At 34.0% G+C, this 19,733-nt stretch carries 18 protein-coding genes; 11 read left to right on the top strand and 7 right to left on the bottom strand.

Going from position 1 to position 19,733, the window contains the following annotated elements; genetic code table 11:
* Positions 1-30: 30 nt before the first annotated feature.
* From BUB80_RS20100 to rsmG, 4 genes are all read right to left on the bottom strand, one after another.
* On the bottom strand, positions 31-2,724 hold the full coding sequence (locus tag BUB80_RS20100) for a PD-(D/E)XK nuclease family protein (protein WP_073296932.1): 2,694 nt from the start codon (positions 2,722-2,724) through the stop codon (positions 31-33).
* A complete protein-coding gene (locus BUB80_RS20095) occupies positions 2,721-3,257 on the bottom strand; it encodes a DUF922 domain-containing protein (protein WP_073296929.1) in 537 nt (178 codons plus the stop codon). Before BUB80_RS20095 ends, BUB80_RS20100 begins: the two co-directional genes overlap by 4 nt.
* A gap of 2 nt (positions 3,258-3,259) precedes the next feature.
* Positions 3,260-3,667 (bottom strand): hypothetical protein, encoded by a 408-nt coding sequence (locus tag BUB80_RS20090; RefSeq protein WP_073296926.1) that lies wholly within the window; start codon positions 3,665-3,667, stop codon positions 3,260-3,262.
* A gap of 64 nt (positions 3,668-3,731) precedes the next feature.
* Positions 3,732-4,367, bottom strand: a complete 636-nt coding sequence (rsmG, locus tag BUB80_RS20085) for a 16S rRNA (guanine(527)-N(7))-methyltransferase RsmG (RefSeq protein ID WP_073296923.1) — start codon at positions 4,365-4,367, stop codon at positions 3,732-3,734.
* 291 nt (positions 4,368-4,658) lie between these two features.
* Between rsmG and BUB80_RS20080 the strand changes: the two genes are divergently transcribed.
* The 5 genes from BUB80_RS20080 to BUB80_RS20060 all read left to right on the top strand — a co-directional run bounded on the left by BUB80_RS20080 (position 4,659) and on the right by BUB80_RS20060 (position 10,307).
* A complete protein-coding gene (locus BUB80_RS20080; protein WP_073296920.1) occupies positions 4,659-5,852 on the top strand; it encodes a pyridoxal phosphate-dependent aminotransferase in 1,194 nt (397 codons plus the stop codon).
* Positions 5,853-5,888: 36 nt separating this feature from the next.
* Positions 5,889-8,828, top strand: coding sequence for a M16 family metallopeptidase (locus tag BUB80_RS20075; RefSeq protein ID WP_073296918.1), 2,940 nt, complete (start codon positions 5,889-5,891; stop codon positions 8,826-8,828).
* A gap of 148 nt (positions 8,829-8,976) precedes the next feature.
* Entirely contained in the window at positions 8,977-9,609 is a 633-nt protein-coding gene (locus BUB80_RS20070) for a peroxiredoxin (protein WP_073296915.1), read from the top strand.
* A 141-nt stretch (positions 9,610-9,750) separates the two neighbouring features.
* Entirely contained in the window at positions 9,751-10,059 is a 309-nt protein-coding gene (locus tag BUB80_RS20065; protein ID WP_054508727.1) for a thioredoxin family protein, read from the top strand.
* Positions 10,059-10,307 (top strand): DUF6952 family protein, encoded by a 249-nt coding sequence (locus BUB80_RS20060; RefSeq protein ID WP_027375263.1) that lies wholly within the window; start codon positions 10,059-10,061, stop codon positions 10,305-10,307. The genes BUB80_RS20065 and BUB80_RS20060 overlap by 1 nt, the downstream gene beginning before the upstream one ends.
* A gap of 162 nt (positions 10,308-10,469) precedes the next feature.
* Here the strand turns inward: BUB80_RS20060 and BUB80_RS20055 are convergent, their stop codons facing one another.
* The 3 genes from BUB80_RS20055 to BUB80_RS20045 are packed head-to-tail and all read right to left on the bottom strand — an operon-like array spanning position 10,470 to position 12,724.
* Positions 10,470-11,156, bottom strand: coding sequence for a Bax inhibitor-1/YccA family protein (locus BUB80_RS20055; RefSeq protein ID WP_139262819.1), 687 nt, complete (start codon positions 11,154-11,156; stop codon positions 10,470-10,472).
* 38 nt (positions 11,157-11,194) lie between these two features.
* Positions 11,195-11,647 (bottom strand): peptidylprolyl isomerase, encoded by a 453-nt coding sequence (locus tag BUB80_RS20050; protein ID WP_073296909.1) that lies wholly within the window; start codon positions 11,645-11,647, stop codon positions 11,195-11,197.
* Between the two features lie 42 nt (positions 11,648-11,689).
* Positions 11,690-12,724 carry an acyl-CoA reductase gene (locus BUB80_RS20045; protein WP_073296906.1) on the bottom strand — a complete coding sequence of 345 codons (1,035 nt, stop codon included), beginning with the start codon at positions 12,722-12,724 and terminating at the stop codon, positions 11,690-11,692.
* A 59-nt stretch (positions 12,725-12,783) separates the two neighbouring features.
* On the opposite strand from BUB80_RS20045, the gene BUB80_RS20040 reads away from it, so the two are divergent.
* From BUB80_RS20040 to BUB80_RS20015, 6 genes are all read left to right on the top strand, one after another.
* Positions 12,784-13,134, top strand: coding sequence for a 4Fe-4S binding protein (locus tag BUB80_RS20040; protein ID WP_054508722.1), 351 nt, complete (start codon positions 12,784-12,786; stop codon positions 13,132-13,134).
* Between the two features lie 123 nt (positions 13,135-13,257).
* Positions 13,258-14,319, top strand: a complete 1,062-nt coding sequence (gene serC / locus BUB80_RS20035) for a 3-phosphoserine/phosphohydroxythreonine transaminase (RefSeq protein WP_073296904.1) — start codon at positions 13,258-13,260, stop codon at positions 14,317-14,319.
* Between the two features lie 87 nt (positions 14,320-14,406).
* Entirely contained in the window at positions 14,407-15,372 is a 966-nt protein-coding gene (locus BUB80_RS20030; protein WP_073296901.1) for a D-2-hydroxyacid dehydrogenase, read from the top strand.
* A 3-nt stretch (positions 15,373-15,375) separates the two neighbouring features.
* A complete protein-coding gene (locus BUB80_RS20025; protein ID WP_073296899.1) occupies positions 15,376-16,620 on the top strand; it encodes a DUF1015 domain-containing protein in 1,245 nt (414 codons plus the stop codon).
* A 56-nt stretch (positions 16,621-16,676) separates the two neighbouring features.
* Positions 16,677-18,083 (top strand): M28 family peptidase, encoded by a 1,407-nt coding sequence (locus BUB80_RS20020; protein WP_083547300.1) that lies wholly within the window; start codon positions 16,677-16,679, stop codon positions 18,081-18,083.
* A 1-nt stretch (position 18,084) separates the two neighbouring features.
* A complete protein-coding gene (locus tag BUB80_RS20015; protein WP_073296896.1) occupies positions 18,085-19,443 on the top strand; it encodes a M20/M25/M40 family metallo-hydrolase in 1,359 nt (452 codons plus the stop codon).
* Positions 19,444-19,733: the final 290 nt, after the last annotated feature.

The raw sequence follows: 19,733 nt of genomic DNA, 5'->3' as shown, positions 1-19,733 counted from the left end.
ATACTAAAATGAATATCGTACAAGACTTATTTAATAGGATTTTATATCTTCAATAAACGTAAGATTAGGATCTAAAATCTCTAGAATTAGACTTCTGATAGACTTCATCGCGTCATCTATACTTCCCTTCTCAAATTGTAAAGAAACTACGCCTTTTCTAGCTTCAGCAAAACTCCAAATTCCCGTTTCTATGGGAAGCCCCCAAAACTCGGGTAGATTCTGAACAACATACTGATAAATACACAACTGTAAAGCTTGTTTTCTTTCGCTGTTAAGGAAATAGTTGTCTACATTATTTTCGTCGATTTTTACCGTTAGGTTTTTAATTTTCGCAGTCTTGTAATCAATGATTCTTAAAGTTCCATTCAAGCGGTCAATTCTATCAATAAATCCTAAGAAAGAAATTCGGTTGGTGTTATTTTCATCCAAATAAAAATCAACATTTTCAAACCTCTTTTCGATATCTAGAATCTCTAATTTATTTCCACTTTTCACCAATTCAAGATCCACTCTTAAAACACTTTCAATTACCTTTTTAGCAATGGCTTTATGAATGAAATTCATTCCTTTTTCATAGAACTCAGGCTGATGTTTAAGCTTTTCTATCGCTACATCAATATACTTATCTATCGCTTTAATTGATTGAAGTAAATCATTTTCTTTTAACACTTTACCTTTTAACACTTCATAAACTTCTTGAAGTGAATAGTGAACCAGATTTCCATAATTTTTAACGGATAATTCCTCTTCAATTTCGTCACTTTCAGAGGTCTTCAGAATCTTTGACAAATAAAAATCAATAGGATTATAAAGGTAGCTTGTAAGGTGTGATGCCGATACTTTCTCTTTCCATTTCTCAAGACGTTCCAAGACAATATCAGTCTTTGGAATTTCGATAGGCTGAGTGGTAATAGGCTCGGAAGAATTCTCAATAATTAAGTGTTCAATATCGTGAGAACTTTCCATTTCAATCTGGGTAATAAATCTACTTTTTTCCCCCGTATTTACTCCTGAACTTAATGCATTAAATAACAAATGAACATTCTGAGCATCCTGTATCAATCGATAAAAGTGATAGGCATAAATGCTGTCATTTTCCAGGAAGGTATGAAGGTCGAAAAATCTTCTGATATCAAACGGAATGTACGTATTCTGAGAATTCCCTAAAGGTAATTTCCCTTCGTTCACAGAAAGCATGATTACATTTTCAAAATTCAAAAGACGGGTTTCCAACAGTCCCATAATTTGTAATCCACGCAAAGGTTCACCTTGGAAATCAATACTCTCCGTATTCACGTGCTGATTGATCAAAATCTCCAGTGTTTCCATTTTAATTTGGAAATCATACGGAGCCACCTGATTTTTTATAATTCTAAACGCATTTTCAAAATGAGAAACGTTTTCATACTGAATATCATCTATTTCCAACCACTTAATCTTCTTACAAAAGTCGATAAGCAAATCTAAATAGACATTCGTAGAATTTGCTTTTTCAAGCAAATTAAAATAAGACAGCTCACTTAAAAGCTCATGCAATAACTTTCTTGAAATATAAACGATATTCCTCTCCTCTATCTTAGATTTAAATTGAATGATAATCTGCTCATCCTCAATAGATTTCGGAAGTTCTTCAAGGATAGGAAAAATATCCCGGTAGTAATAAGAAGATTTATTCTTTTCTAATTGTTTCTGCAAATAAAACAGTTGTTTTATGGCATTAGAAAACGATAAATTCTTCAAAGGAAAACCCATGGTAATATTCAGATTTTCAACAGCGTTCATCACATCTAAACTTGCAGGAAGCAAGTTTTCATCCAACAAAACAACGGCCGTATTTGAATACGTTTTATTCTCTATTTCTTTAAAAATTTCAGGAAGAATTTTTGTTTGGGTTACATTTCCTGAAACCTCGTAAACTTTTATATTTTTTGGCTGGTTAAAGTCATCTTCAATCCATTGAAAAGCTCTGCTGTCATTAAATTCTTTCCATGTTTTATGATGCCTCAGAAACTTTCCGGCTTCCTGCCTTTCATCATCAAAATAATAATGGTCTGCCTGAAAAAAGCATTGCGCTTTATCCCACTGCAAAAGACTTCTTACTAATTTTTCTTCAACCGGAGTAAAAGCATTAAATCCACAAAAAACGAAGTTGTTAAGCGTGTTTTTAGCAAAATCAATGATCTTAGATTTAGCTGTCTCGTGAATCATTCCGGATGTTGCCCAATTTTTTTCCTGTAGCTTCTCTTTTAAAACAGGAAGAAAAACATTCATATTTCTCCAGAAATTAAGGAATTTTTTTCTTGGAACATCATCATCTTCTCCCAAATCCTGAGCCCATTCTTTGATCCTTTCTTCATCAAACATATATTGTAAAACTGCCTGATCACTTTCAGAAAATTTTAAAATATCATCCCAATCCTTTTGCAACGTAGGAAACCATTTCAAGAAATCGGCAAAATCATCGTTAGGAATAAGATTAAGGCTTTTATATACATCAAACGCAAAAAGCCAAACAGAAATCCCCTGAATTGGCTGTTTATCTGCTATCTGATCTATTAATTCTTCGATTGTAAAAAAGTTGGGAAGAAATCCGGAGTAATTATTTTCTTCTAAAATTTGTCTGATAAAAACGATAGGACGTTTTCCGGGCAAAACAATATTAAATGCAGAAAGATCTGTATTTTGAGCTAATAATTCGTTGATTATTTTATTGAGAAATTTCAAGAGGCTTTATAACTTTTTAGATTTTCTAATTCTTCGGCGATTGTGCGGTCATATTCAGTTTGTTTTGCTTCATTCATACCATGTTTGGTATCTTTATCATATACCACCTGAAAGCTTTTGTAATCATTCGAAATTCGATGATAAATACCTTGAAAATTTTTATTGAAATCGCCTGAAGTCTTTATTTTTTCCTGAACTTCTTTTCTCAATTTGCGAGCAAATATTTCTGCAATATCAAAATGTTTCTGCTCATGTCCCAAAATATAGTCATTGATCTTTTTGGCATCTTTCCAAGATTTATCTTCGTTGAAAATAGTTTCAATTTTAATGGTGACAGGAGATTTTGGGTTGGAGGATTTTACCACAGAATATATCCAACCGCAGTTTGTATACGCAACAACATTGGTCCCACGTTGATTATTTATGTTGCTTTTAAAATTATTCCAGTTCAGTTTTACGCCTTCTTTCCAAACAATCTTCTGACTAAATAAAATATTGGTTATCAATAAACAAACTACAAAAAGACATTTCATTATTATTGAACTACAATTGTTTTGGTGATCCAGTTATTGCCACCATTCCAGAATTTAAAACTATATGTCCCAATCTTTTGTGGACTAAAATTTATTTGACTTGCCACCACGTGATTTCCCTGTATACAAGGTCCGCTGGTCATAAATTTATAGGCGGTAACTGTTCTTGCCAAATTGTTATTATAAATATAATCATACCCGTAAAAACCTTCACATTGTGAAGAATACGCAGAATATGTTTTAATACTTTGTATGGTGAAAACATCCATCGTATCTTTCACCACTTTTACACTATCAATCTTTATTTTAGCTATGGATTCGATGGTTTGATAATCATCCTCGTCATTACAAGAAGTAAAGAATAATCCTAAAACTACTGCTGAAAACCCAATTTTTAAAAGTTTTTTCATAACACTTTACAATTTTTGATTATTAATACATAATTAGCAAAAATTATTCATTAATTACTATAAATTAAGAATTAAAATTACCTTTTGATAGATAAACTACTCTTTTAGTATCAAAAAATTCTTCATCAAAATAGTTTTTAAGATTGTAGATCTCACATTTAAGTCCGGCAAGTTCCTCTGCAAGGTCTCCTCCTTTTAAATATAAAATCCCATTGTGTTTTGTATTGATTTGTTCTTTTTCAAATTTCCCTTTCAACCATCTCAGGAATTCCGGCATTTGAGTAACCGCTCGGCTTACCACAAAATGGAATTTTTCTTTTACTTTTTCTGCTCTTCCGTGGATAGCCGTTACATTGGTAAGTCCAACTCCTTCTGCAACTGCATTTACCACACTTATTTTCTTCCCGATAGAATCAACCAAAGTAAATTGAACTTCAGGAAACATAATCGCTAAAGGAATCCCAGGAAAACCACCACCGGTTCCAATGTCCAGAACTTTAGTCCCGGGGGCAAATTCCATCACTTTTACGATTCCCAACGAGTGTAAAATATGTTTTTCATATAGAGATTCCATATCTTTTCGGGAAATCACGTTTATTTTTTCATTCCACTCATTGTAAAGTGCTTCCAATTTTGTGAACTGCTCAATCTGTGTTTCTGTAAGATCAGGAAAGTATTTTAATAGTAACGATATAGACATGTGAATTATTATAATTGGCAAAAATAAGTTTTTATTAGCGTTATTCAAATTTTGAAATCCCCCAAAATCATAAAACTGCACTTCTAAACCGAATTAAAAAACATCAATTATAAATAATTGAGCTTAAAAATTAATTATAGCTACAAAAACTGTCAAAAAAGTTAACAAATAGGTAGTAATCTAAATCTCGCTATTAAAAATAAACTAGATAAAAATCATTAAAATAGAAATACTTTTATTTCCCGACAAAACGTTTTTATTATATATTTGTTAAAATACAAAAAATACTACATGAGCAAACTTTCAGATAGAGTAACAAGACTAGGCTTTTCACAAACTTTTGTAATGTCTAACAAGGCAAGAGAAATGAAAGCGAATGGAATAGATGTAATAAGTTTAACGCTTGGAGAACCCGATTTCGATGTTCCGGACAACATAAAACAAGCAGCTTTTGATGCCATTAATGAAAATTACAGTCACTACTCTCCCGTTCCGGGATTTTTAGAACTTCGTGAAGCTATTGCTCACAAATTAAAAAGAGATAACAACTTAAACTATAAACCCACACAAATCTGTGTTTCTAATGGGGCTAAACAGGCGATTATTAATGTTTTGGCAGCCATCATTAATGACGGTGATGAAGTATTGCTTCCCGCTCCTTACTGGGTAAGTTATGATGAAATGGTAAAAATGATGGGAGGAAATTCTGTCATGATCACCACATCATATCTTAATGATTTCAAAATTACTGCAGAGCAATTAGAAGAAGCCATTACGGAGAAAACTAAAGCTATTTTATTCAGTTCTCCTTGTAATCCGTCAGGTGGTTATTATACATATGACGAGTTGAAATCTTTAGCTCAGGTTATTGCTAAATATCCTCACATTACGATTATTTCTGATGAAATTTACGAATACATCAACTACGAAACAAAAACAACTTCTATAGCTCAGTTTCCTGAAGTATATGAGCAAACAGCCGTGATCAACGGAATGTCAAAAGCTTTCGCGATGACTGGTTGGAGAATCGGTTATTCTGCATGTCCGGAATGGCTGGCTAAAGCATGCGAAAAAATTCAGGGTCAAATGACGAGCGGCGCAAATACAGTAGCTCAAAGAGCCTCTATTGTAGCTTTAAAAACTGATCCTTCTGAATACAAATACATGATTGATGCTTTTAAAACAAGAAGAAACCTTGTATATGATTTAATGAAGGAAATTCCTGGCTTTAAAGTTCTTTTGCCTAAAGCAGCATTTTATTTCTTCCCGGACATCTCTCATTACATCGGTAAAACTCTGGATGGAACAGAAATTAAAGATGCTGATGATTTTGCAATGTTTATCTTAGAAAATGCTCATGTAGGGTGCGTAGGTGGTGTTTCATTCGGAAGCCCGGAATGCATCCGATTCTCTTATGCTGCTTCAGAAGATGATTTAAGAGAAGCAATGAGAAGAATTAAAGAATTATTAAGCAAATTCAATTAATCAGATTACATTTAAAACATAACCACCCGTAAAAGAATGAACTTTTTCAAAAAAATAACAATAGCCACAAGTATTGCTGCAGCAAGTTTTACAGGTTACGCTTTCGGACAGGACTTCCAATGGAAAGAAGCAAAATCTAGCGGATATTCTTACAAATACGTAACAAATGATCCCACTTCTGCAAGATATTACAAACTACAAAATGGGTTAACGGTAATTTTAAGTCCAACAAGTAAAGATCCAAGAATCCAGACTTATATTGCAACAAAAGCTGGAAGCAAAACCGACCCTTCAGATCATACAGGTCTTGCGCATTATTTGGAGCATATGCTTTTCAAAGGAACAGATAAATTCGGTTCTAAAGACTGGGCAAAAGAAAAACCGCTTTTAGATAAGATTGACGCTCTTTATGAGAAATATAATCAAACTAAAGACGAGGCAAAAAGAAAAGAAATCTACAAAGAAATTGATAAAGTTTCAGGAGAGGCTTCAAAATTTGCAATTGCCAACGAGTATGATAAATTAATGGCAGATATGGGAGCAGATGGAAGTAATGCTTTCACTTCTTTTGAGCAAACCGTATATACAGAAGATATCCCTTCGAATGTTGTAGATAAATTTTTAACCGTGCAATCTGAAAGATTCAGACAGCCTATCTTAAGGCTTTTTCATACTGAATTGGAAGCTGTTTATGAAGAAAAAAACAGATCACTTGATGATGATAACGATAAAGTTTACGATAAAATGTTTGAAAGTCTTTTCCCGAATAACAACTATGGAAAACAGACGACCATCGGAACAATCGAGCATCTTAAAAATCCTTCTCTTATAGCAATCAGAGAGTATTTTAACAATTACTACGTTCCTAATAATATGGGAATTATTATGTCGGGAGATTTTAATCCCGATGAAGTAATTGCCAAAATCGACAAGGCTTTTTCTTATATGAAATCGAAGCCAATTCCAAATTACAATATAGGTCAGGAAAAAGCAATTACAGCTCCTATCATAAAAGAAGTTTTGGGACCAAATCCTGAAAGTGTGATGATGGGATTCAGATTTCCAGGCGCTACAACTAAAGATGCCCGATTATTAAATCTTGTTGGAAACATGCTTACCAACGGACAGGCAGGATTGATTGATCTAGATCTTGTTAAAAAACAGAAGCTATTAGGAGCATATGCTTTTCCATATGTTTTAAAAGATTATTCGGTTCTTTTATTACAGGGAAAACCTACTGAAGGGCAATCTTTGGATGAAGTTAAAAACCTGTTGCTTCAGGAAATTGACAAATTAAGAAAAGGTGAATTTTCTGATGACCTTGTACAATCGATCGTAAATAATGAGAAAAAAAATATCATTCAGAAAGATGAAAAATATTCATCGAGAGCTAGCATCTTGATGGATGAATTCACTTCTGATATTGACCATAAAACATCTCTTGAATATGTAGATGAAATCTCAAAGCTTACAAAAAAAGATATTATGGATTTCGCTTCAAAATATCTTCAGGCCAATAATTATGTTGCCATTTATAAAAGAAAAGGTGAAGACAAAAGTATTGTAAAAGTAGACAAGCCTACCATTACTCCGATTTCCGTAAACAGAGAAGACCAATCAGAATTCCTTAAGAAAGTTGAGGAAATGCCGGAAAATGCAATTGCGCCGGTTTGGTTGAACTATGATAAAGATATTGCTAAAAATAAATTAGGAAACATTGACGTACTTTCTGTAAAAAATACAGATAATGCGCTATTCAGAATGTACTATCATTTTGATTCTGGGAAATGGAACAACAAGATTCTTCCTTTAGCAGCAGAGTATTTAGAATATTTAGGAACAAAAGATAAATCTTCAGAGGCTATCAGTAAAGAATTTTACAAGTTAGCTTCAAGCTTCAATGTAATCACAGGGAATGAAGAAACGTATGTTGCTTTGGAAGGATTAAATGAAAACTTTGATAAAACAGTTTCTTTATTTGAAGATTTAATTAAAAACTCTCAGGCAGATCAAAAAGCATTGGAGTCTTATAAAACAAGACTAAAGAAATCCAGAGCTAACGCAAAACAAAATAAAGCCACAATCATGGCTGGATTGAGAAGCTATGCTCAGTATGGCGCTCAGAACCCATTCAACAATGTATTAAGTGATGCTGAGTTGGATGCTTTAAAAGCGGAAGACCTAATTAATGTTCTTCATGATTTATTCAATTTCAAACATAAAGTATTGTACTATGGACCAAAAACAGGAAATGAAGTTGTAGCTTCTCTAACTCCGGTTCATAAACTTCCGGCAACATTAAAAGAATTACCGAAGTCTAAAACTTTCACGCAGGTTCCAACAGATAAAAACAAAGTATTATTTGCTCATTACGATATGGTTCAGGCCGAGATCTTCTGGGTAAGAAACGCAGAACAGTACAACTCTTCTATTACGCCGACGGTAAGTTTATTCAATAACTATTTTGGAGGCGGAATGGGATCTATTGTTTTCCAAACCATTAGAGAATCTAAAGCATTAGCCTATTCTACGTATTCTTATTTCTCGCTTCCTAGTAAAAAAGAAGATAAGAATATCGTTACTGCTTATGTAGGAACTCAGGCAGATAAATTCAATGATTCTACCCTGGCAATGAATGAGCTTTTAACAACGCTTCCAAAATCTGACCAGTTATTTGAAACAGCGAAAAATGGATTGAAAAAATCTATCGCCTCTGAAAGAATAACGCAGGATGGGATTATCTTCTCTTACTTGAAAGCGCAAAAGCTTGGAAACAACTCCGATATAAGAAAGAATGTTTACGATCTGGCTCCGAAATTAGCGTTTACAGATATTAACAGCTTCCATGATAAGGAAATGAAAGGTAAAAACTTCACATACTGTTTAGTTGCCTCTCAAGACAAAGTAAATGAAGCGGATATGAAAAAATTAGGTGAAGTAAAAAAACTTAATTTAAACGAAATATTCGGTTACTAAAATAAATGAAAAGCTCTGGAAACGGAGCTTTTTTCTTTATATCAAATCAAAATCAATTATAGATTTTATTTATCAAAACAAGATTGTTCGATAGATGAAATAATCTTATCTTTGCCAAAGAAAATTTAAATATAAAAACGAGAAAATTATGTCTTTAGTAGGAAAAAAATTCCCGAATGTAACGGTAGATGCAATGTCTGAAATGGGTGATGATCTTAGAATCAACATCTTTGAAGAAACAACTAAAAACCAACAAAAAGTTATTTTGTTCTGGTATCCAAAAGATTTCACTTTCGTATGTCCAACTGAGCTTCATGCTTTTCAGGAGGCTTTAGGTGAATTCGAAAAAAGAAACACTAAAGTAATTGGTGCTTCTTGTGACACAAACGAAGTACACTTTGCTTGGTTGAACGTTTCAAAAGATAACGGAGGTATTGAAGGGGTAACTTACCCACTTTTAGCTGATACTCACAGACAATTAGCAAATACACTAGGAATCGTAGATCAGGATTTCGAATACAATGAAGAAGGTGAAGAAGTTTTCACAGGTTCTAACGTAACTTACAGAGCAACTTATCTAATTGACGAAACTGGAAAAGTTTTCCACGAGTCTGTAAACGATATGCCTTTAGGAAGAAACGTAAAAGAATATTTAAGATTAATCGACGCTTACACGCACGTTCAGAAGCATGGTGAAGTTTGCCCTGCAAACTGGGAAGAAGGAAAAGATGCAATGAAAGCTGACAGAAATTCAACTGCTGAATATTTAGCAAAAAATTAATACCTTAATCTTAATATAACAATGTAGCAATCTAACAATGTAGCAATTCTTGTTATTCTGAACGAAATGAAGAATCTCATTGTTACACTGGTAAATTATTAGATTGCTACATTGTTTATTTTTATTCTAAAAAATAAACTTATGTATACAGAATTAACTGAAGATACGTTACAAAATATAGTAGCAGACAATGAAAAAGTAGTGGTGCAATACGGAGCAACATGGTGCGGAAACTGCAGAATTATGAAGCCAAAATTTAAGAAATTAGCTTCTGAAAATGACAGCATTCCTTTCCTTTATGTAGATGCTGAGAAATTACCGGAAAGCAGAAAATTAGCTAAAGTTGACAATTTACCTACTTTTGCGATCTTCAAAAATGGTGAATTGGTAAATCAGGTTCAATCTAACCAAGCTGAAAGTTTAATTAACCTTTTTAATGAATTAGCATAATGAAGTTACCCGTAATAAGACAATTTTACCAAAATCAAACGCCTGAAAATCTTGAAAAAACTTTAGAAGTTTTAGAAAGTTTCAGTGAATTCAGAGGAACAAGTGAAGAGGACTTAAATGTTGCAGGTGAGCTAATTACAAACATCTGTGGAGCATTGGAAGTTCACGCAAACGTTCAAAACGGAATGAGCGAAAAAGATGCTTTAAACTCTTTTGCTCAAAAGGTTTTAGGATCGATTGATAAATAAAACTTAAACACTAATGCCTCAAATTTTTATCACGAAAAACACAAATTGTTAGTGCTCATTTGTGAAAACTATTAGTGTCATTTGTGTTTAAACCACCAAAAATAAAATCCCGATGAAAAGACATCAGGATTTTTTGGGTTTATAAAATTTCTTTATTTTAAATTAGCTTCTTCTGCTCATCAAAATACTTAAGATATACCAGAACAACAACATAATAGAAGCAAAAAGCTGTAACGAAGCTCCCACATATTGATTGGTCGCGTAAGAATCTTTAAGCTTACTTGTTTGATATAAAATAGTTGCAGAAGCCAATATTACCATTCCTACCGAGAACCAAAGCCCAAGATTGAAACCGAAAATCATTCCGGCAACAATTAATCCTAGCGCAATAAATCCACCAATAACGATGATATTTCTTAAAAAAGAAAAGTCTCTTTTAGAAGTAAAAGCAACCGCTGAAATTCCCGCAAACATAGCAACCGTTAATGTTGCTGCTTGGAAAATCACTTGCGCTCCGGAATACACCATTGCAATATAAATTAGCGGTAAGAAAATAACAGCTTCAAGCAAAACATAAAATCCAAGTCCCATATACTGCGTTGATTTGCTTTGTGAAAGCGACCATTTTGCAGCCAGCACTGAAGCCAACCAAAATACCCCGATAATCAACAACCAAGCAAATCTTTGCGCAAACATTGCAACAATTAGTTGCTCTGGTACTACTTTCAATAAAACTGCTTCAACCCCGATAAATGCGAGAATCGCCAAAGCAACGTGTAAATACGTTTTCTTGTAAAAACTAGCCTTTTCTACGTCTGTAGATTGAGCTACTAAAACATCTGTCATCATAGTTTATATTTTTTGTTTAAATATAATTAAAATTTAATTTATTTCCCAGCCTTATAAGGCTTAATCCCTAAGATCTTTCCGTCTTCTTCAAAAACAGCGGTAATAATTTCTTTTGGATCCTGAGACTTATCGTCCACATATTTATACTGAATCATAGGAAAATTACCTCCATTCACCAAAGATTTATAGCCTGTTTTAAAGATCTCAAGCTTTTTATTGGGATCAATATCTTCCGATAGCTTTTTATACACTTTATCAGTAACAACTTGTCTTGATTTATCTGAAAGCAAGGCATCCATTCCTTTTCTGTCAGAAGCTTTCAACGCGCTGATAAACTGCATGAACTTTCCATTGAACAATTCTTTTTTCTCTTTGCTTAGTTCAAGCTTTTGCTCTGTTGTTTTAGCCTCCTTTATGGTTAGACTTTTTACTTTCTGCGAAAAAAAGAACTGTGCCGTAAGAACAGAAAGGATTAAAATTGCTTTTTTCATAAATTTCTTGATTGAGTGTAATTATATTGAAGATACGAAGAATTAAATTACTTCTAAAAATTTCATTGTATCCACATTATCTGCATATGTATCCAACCCTGGATTTTGCGCTTCACCGAAATACACAGAATCTAAACCAAGTTCTTCTTTAGCCACAATACATTGAATATTCTCTTCATTTTCAGCAATAAAACTTTTAACATCATCCAAGGAAGAATATCTGCTGAAATTAATAACAGAAAGCGGGCTGAACAATTTATCATCTTCTTTCATCATCACGAAATTATTATCCCAGAATTTATCCTGATTTAAAAGATAAACTGCTCTGTTGTATTCATAATTGTTCGCATATTTATTATGATTGATAATATCCTGAAAACCAATAAAACTTTCAAACAATCTATCAATTACAAAATCATGCGGAATTAAAATTCTCGTTACATTCCTGCAACCCAACCCGAAATATTGGAAAATATCATGAGCCAAAAGTTTCAATTCATCCACCGTTTCATCGCCTTTTAAAACGGCAATCGAAGTTCTGTTTTTACGGATAATATTAAGGTGATTTTTAAAATAATACTCTAGATATCTTGCCGTATTATTACTTCCTGTTGCAATTACTGCATCAAAGTTTTCTAATCTTTCAACAAACTCATAATCAACATTATCAACAGAAAGCTCTTTCCATTTTTCCAATAAAAAAGGAACCATCAATCGGTCTTTTGAAGATAGTTTAATAACAGGAATATGATTGCTCAATACCACAGAAATCACATCATGGAATCCCACCAAAGGAATGTTCCCGGCTAAGATTAACCCTACTCTTTTTGTTGTTTTAGAGACAGAATACTCCTTAATCCAATTCTTTATATTTTCTTCCGTGAGCAGATCCGACCATTGCTGTAAAGCAAATTTCTGATTATCAATGGTAAACCAAGGGTTTTCCATTTCAGACTTTCTTAATAATAATTCAAAATCAGAATCATTCTCATTATACTCTGCTGAATTTTTTGCTAAAAACTCTTTTATCCAACTACTTAGGTTAATAAGTCCTAAAACTTGATTTTCGATATTCATAATTACTGTAAAATTGGGGAATATTTTGTAATTTTGTGCAAATTTAAAAAAAATTAGCGATGGCTATTAAAATAACTGATGAATGCATTAATTGCGGGGCCTGCGAACCAGAGTGTCCCAATAATGCAATATATGAAGGAGCAGTAGATTGGAAAGCTTCCGAGGGTACTGAGCTTAAAGGTACTGTCACATTGCCATCAGGACTTACAGTGGATGCAGATGCACCACAAGAGCCTGTGAATGATGATGTTTATTTTATTGTAACAGATAAGTGTACGGAATGCAAAGGATTCCATGAAGAGCCACAGTGTGCAGCGGTTTGCCCAGTAGATTGCTGTGTTCCAGATGAAGATCATGTAGAATCTGAAGAAGCCTTGCTTAATAAAAAAGCATTTTTACACGGTGAATAAAAAACGCCGTCTCAGCCAGTATGAGACGGTTTTTTTAACCAAATATTTCAAAAATCTAAATTAAGATCGTAAAATCAAAGTGCAAGTACGAAAGTTCTTGTAAAAACCAAAAAAAATAAAAATATGAGCAAAAAGCACAACTTCAGCGCAGGACCATGTATTTTACCACAAGAGGTATTCGAAAAATCAGCAGAAGCTATTTTAGATTTTAACGGTATTGGTTTATCTCTTCTTGAGATCTCTCACAGAAGCAAAGATTTCGTAGCGGTGATGGATGAAGCGCGTGCGATTGTAAAAAGATTAATGAACCTTGGTGATGAGTATGAGGTTTTGTATTTAGGAGGAGGTGCTAGTTTGCAATTTGCAATGGTTCCTTACAATTTATTAAAAGTTGGAGGAAAAGCAGCTTACTTAAATACAGGAACTTGGGCTGCAGGAGCCATCAAGGAAGCAAAAAAGTTAGGTGATGTGGATGTTGTAGGTTCTTCAAAAGAAGAAAACTATACTTTCGTTCCTAAAGATTATACTGTAGGTTCAGAATACGATTATTTCCACTGTACTTCAAATAATACCATTTACGGAACTCAAATGAAGTCTTTCCCGGAAGTAGATACTTTAATGGTTTGTGACATGAGTTCTGATATTTTCTCAAGACAATTGGATTTCTCTAAATTTGATTTGATCTATGCAGGAGCTCAGAAAAACATGGGACCGGCAGGTGTTACCTTAGTGGTCATCAAAAAAGAGATCCTTGGAAAAACAGGAAGAGAAAATATGTTGTCTATTTTAGATTACTCTCAGCATATTTCAAAAGAATCTATGTATAATACGCCACCCGTTTTCCCTGTGTATGCGTCTTTATTGACTTTACAGTATTTAGAAAAACATGGAGGAATTGCTGCTGCTGAGGCAAGAAACGAAGCAAAAGCAAAACTTTTATACGATGAAATCGACAGTAATCCGTTATTTGAGACGTTTTGTGTAAAAGAAGACCGTTCTTTGATGAATGTTTCTTTCAAGATAACAGACGAAAGTAAAAAAGAAGCGTTCGACAATGCCTGGAAAGCTGCCGGAATCAGCGGATTAAACGGACACAGAAGCTTAGGAGGATACAGAGCAAGTTTATACAATGCCTTACCAATTGAAAGTGTACAGGTATTGGTAGACGTAATGAAATCTATATAAATAAAAAAACATAGCAGGGTAACAATTTATCATTGACTTTTATATAAATGCTAAATTGTTACATTTGCACATTGAGAAACCAATCATATGAAAGTTTTAGCTAACGACGGAATTTCCGAAGCAGGACGAAAAGCATTGCAAGATGCAGGAATTGAAATTTTGGACAACCGAGTTGCCCAAGATCACGTTATTAATTTTATCAACGAAAATAATGTGGATGTCCTTTTGGTAAGAAGTGCAACGAAAGTAAAGCAAGATATGATCGATGCTTGTCCGAATCTTCAAATCATTGGAAGAGGCGGTATCGGGATGGATAATATTGATGTTGAATATGCTCAAAGTAAAGGCATTAAAGTAATCAATACACCTGCTGCCTCTTCAAAATCGGTGGCAGAATTGGTTTTTGGCCATTTCTTTTCACTGGCAAGATTCCTTCACGAATCCAACAGACTGATGCCATTGGAAGGAGAAACGCATTTCAATGCGATGAAAAAATCTTTCAGCAATGCGTATGAACTTTCCGGTAAAACTTTAGGAGTTATCGGCTTCGGAAGTATTGGTCAGGAAGTGGTGAAGATGGGAATTGCATTGGGAATGAAAATCAAAGTACTTACCAGAAAACCCAAAACAAAAGTGCTTACCCTAGACTTTTTTGACGGACAGACGGTCAACTTTGAAATCACTTCAACGAATGACTCAGATGCTTTCTATAAAGACACTGATTTCATTAGCATTAACACGTCAAAAACAAACGAATATATCATAGACACCGAACAGTTTGAGAAAATGAAAGACGGTGTTTATATTGTGAATACTGCAAGAGGTGGCGTGATGAATGAAGTTGCTTTAATTGATTTTATTGAATCAGAAAAAGTAGCCGGTGCAGCCTTAGACGTTTTTGAAAATGAACCTACCCCCGAGTTACCTTTATTGATGAACCCGGCATTATCTCTTTCTCCTCATGTTGGAGGCAACACTGTTGATGCTCAGGAAAAGATTGGACTGGAACTTGCAGAACAAATTATTAAGCTACAAAAAGAAACTATAAAATAAAATATGCCTATTTTTAAACCATTTCGCGGAATAAGACCTCACAAAGACTTTGAGAGCACTTTCCCTACGCATCCTCTTGATAATTTTACGCAGGAAGAAATCGCAGAGAAAGCTCAAGTTGAAAATACTTACATCAACATGATCAAACCTTATGTTGTAAGTAAATCTAAAGATATTGACCGAAATCTAAGGAAGATCCGTTCTACTTTTGAAGAATTATTGGAAGATAAAAAATTGGTTCAGGATAGTTCGGCATATTACCTTTATGAACAAATTTACCCTAATAAACAGATCTTTAGAGGTCTGCTTGGTTTAGCAAGCATTGAGGATTTCTGGAGCGGAAAAATCAAAAGACATGAAAGTACCATTCCTCAGAAGAAAGAGAAATTGGCGCATTATCTTGAAAAAGTAAACTTGCAGGCAGAACCTGTATTGCTTACCTACCCTTCTAATTCAAAGATAGAATTATTGATGAATCATGAAGAGAAAAATGTTCCGATTTTCAATCATGTGGATACCATAGGCATTAGACACAAGATCTGGAGAATTGATAACCGTCTGAAATTACAACAATTCAAAGAAGTTATTGATCAGATTGACGCATTTTATATTGCGGACGGACATCATAGAATTGGTTCTACTGCATTGAATGCTAAATATCATAAAGACAAAAATAAAAGACATAATGGTACAGAAGCGTATAACTTTGTGTACAGTTTTATAGTTTCCAACCAGTCTATTAAAATTCACGATTACAACAGAATTGTAAGCGATCTTAACAATTTAGAAACAGCAGATTTTTTACAGCAATTAGAAAAATATTTTCTAATTCACGAGAAAGATGGAACGGCATATTATCCTTCTCAAAAATTCCACATTTCGATGTATCTGGATGGTAAATTCTATTCTCTTCACGTAAAACATGAGCTTCGTTCTCAAGAGATGTCGTTGGATAATCTAGACCACCATCTTATTGATAAATATATTTTTAAGAGTATTTTAAAAATTGATGATCCAGATAGTTCAGATAAAATATCTTATGTAAAAGGAACCTCAAACATTCAGGGAATCAATATCTTAAAAGAAAAAATAGACAGCGGAGAAGGACGTGTAGGCTTCGGAATTTATCCGGTAAGCTTTAATGATATGATCAAAATTTCAGATCTGAAATTAAGCATGCCTCCAAAATGTACATTCATTGAACCTAAATTGGTTACAGCCTTGTTAATGTACGACATGAAACAATAAAATATTCTTATTTTTTCCCTACTTTTATGCACGGAAAAGAAAAGGTAAATAAAAAAATGAAAAAAATATTCATTATCATACTTCCACTCTTTTTGAGTGGATTTTTATTTTCTCAAAAAAAACCTCAAAAAAAGATTGTCAAAAAAGGAATCGTTACGAAATTAAACTATACCGATGAGTTTAAAAAAATCTCTGATGAGATTATGGCTAACGGTACCGCCTACGAAAATCTTGGAGAGCTTACCAAAGGAGTTGGATCTCGTTTCAGTGCTACTCCGGGATATATAAAGGCTGTAGAATGGGCAGAAAAAAAGCTTAAAGAAGCGGGCATTGAAATGATATGGAGACAGGAAGTAAAAGTTCCGGTTTGGATAAGAGGAAAAGAATCTTTGCAAATAAAATCAGGTAATGGAGATTGGAAAAACATTCAGATGCTTTCTTTTGGAAATTCTGAAGGAACCGGAGGAAAAGATCTTGTGGGTGAGATTGTTCAAATCAACACTACTTCTGAACTTAACGCTCTATCTATTGGACAGTTAAAAGACAAAATTGTTTTCGTAAACCTTCCGATAGATCCCAAAATCATTAATACAAGTAATTCGTATTTAATTACTGCAAAATCAAAGTTAATTTCAGCTTCTGTTATTTCTAAAACAGGAGCAAAAGCTTTAATTATAAGATCATTAACCACCGCATCCAATGATACACCTCATGCAAAAATGGTGTATTACGAACCTGATGATAAAGTAAAAATTCCTGCACTATCTATTGGCGTAAAATCTGCAGATGAACTGGAAAAATTACTAAAAAAGCAGAAAGTAACCGCAAAACTCAACATGTCTGCCGAATCAAAAGGCGATACCACCAATCCGAATATTATTGCCGAAATTCAAGGTAAAAAAGATTCTAAAGTCATTGTTTTGGGAGCTCAACTCGACTCTTGGGATTTTGCTGAAGGTGCTCATGATGACGGAACCGGAGTTGTTCAGTGTATTGAAGTATTGAGAACATTAAAAGCATTAGGCTTTGAAAATAACCATACCATCCGAGTGGTGCTGTATGCCAATAGTGAAAATGGCGGACAAGGCCGTGAAATGTACGCAGCCTATGTTAAAAAAAGAGATGAAAAACATATTTTCGCTTTAGGGACCGATGCAGGAGGATATTCGCCAAGAGGTTTTGCATTAGATATGTCTCCTCAAAGAAGGAGGTTGATATTTGACTGGAAAAGCTATTTCCTTCCTTATGGCATTTATGATTTTGATCAAATGGATGCTATTCAGGATATTTCTCCTTTGAAAAAACTGGATATCCCTTTGGCAGAAATGGTAGTAGATACCCAAAGATATTTTGATTATCATCACTCGGTTGAAGACACCTACGATAAAGTAAACAAAAGAGAACTTCTTTTAGGCGCAGTGGCCATGACTCAAATGATTTTTATGATTGATAAAAATTGGTAAAATGAAAAAACTATTAGGAACATCATTATTACTTCTTAGCTTGACCGTTTTTGGTCAGGTAGAAGAAGACTCAATACAATTTAATAAAATCTCTGTAGAGATTTTAAACAACGGAAAAGGCTACACGGAATTAAGGGATTTAACTAAAAATATTGGTCACCGTTTAAGTGGCTCCGAATCTTATGAAAAAGCCGTAAAATGGGCTGCACAAAAACTGAAAGAGGCAGGAGCTGATAAAGTTTGGCTTCAGGAAGTAATGGTCCCAGTCTGGGAAAGAGGGAAAGAATCTTTACAGATCAAAACCTCCAACGGAACATGGAAAAGCCTTAAAATGCTTTCTTTAGGGAATTCTGAAGGAACAGGCGGAAAAGATGTTTCCGGAGATATTATCATGGTAAAATCTATGGCAGAATACGAAAGTCTTCCCGCTGAAAAAGTAAAAGATAAGATCGTTTTCTTTAACTACCCTTTCAGCCAGTCTTTTGTAGAGACTTTTAAAGGATATAGTGATGCAGCTAAATACAGAGTGAATGCAGCTACATTAACCGCCAAAAAAGGAGGTAAATTCGCAATTATCCGTTCCCTTTCTTCTGCTTTTGATGATGTGCCTCACACAGGTGCCATGCGTTACGAAGATAAGATTAATAAAATTCCTGCAGTTGCCATCGGAAATACCACGGCAGATGAATTGGAAAAACTTTTAAAAAGTCAAACAATTTCCGCAAAACTCAATTCCAATTGCGGGATGAAACCCGATAAACTCTCCCACTCTGTTATCGGCGAGATCACAGGGAAAAAAGATAAAAGTGTAATCGTTGTAGGTGGACATTTAGATTCTTGGGATGTAGGTGAAGGCGCCCATGATGACGGTGCCGGAATCGTACAGAGTATTGAAGTGCTACGAACCTTCAAGAAATTAGGAATTCAAAATAACCATACGATACGAGTAGTTTGCTTCGCGAATGAAGAAAACGGTGTAAAAGGTGGAATTCAATATGGTAAAACAGCCAAAGAAAATAATGAAAAACACCTGTTTGCAATAGAAACGGATGCCGGAGGTTTTACGCCACGAGGAATTTCCCTGGAAATGGATGACACCAAAAGAAATGAGATTAAAAGCTGGTCTGGTTTATTTTTACCGTATGGAGTCTATGATTTTCAAGGAAAATATTCAGGAACAGATATCTATCCACTTCATGACATGGGAGTTCCAACAGCTGAACTAGTTCCTGATTCTCAACGTTATTTCGACATTCATCATACCGAACAAGACACGTTTGAAAAGGTTAACCGCCGAGAGCTTCTTCTAGGAGCGGTTGCTATGACGCAATTGATTTATATGATTGATAAGAATTGGTAAAACCAAATTTATGATATTTAACCGCCTTAATGGGCGGTTTTTTTGTATGAATAATATTGATTTGTCTGGTCCTATAATCTGTATCGAATTTTCAGGACGGGACATGCTTTAAAAATTTTTCGATTAAAGCATTCAAATCCGCTATTCAGCTACTTATTCTTTTTAACAATTAAGTCTTTTGTTCTGAATATCAATTCGTAGTTCTACTACAATTTCTCAAATTTAACATCAAAACTAAGGTGTAAGAAATCTTTTTTTATTAATTTTATCATATAACACACTTGATGGAA

Origin of the sequence: Chryseobacterium polytrichastri, assembly GCF_900142445.1 — a bacterium.
GTDB classification, from domain to species: Bacteria; Bacteroidota; Bacteroidia; order Flavobacteriales; family Weeksellaceae; genus Chryseobacterium; species Chryseobacterium polytrichastri.
This window is presented reverse-complemented; position numbering and strand designations above follow the sequence as displayed.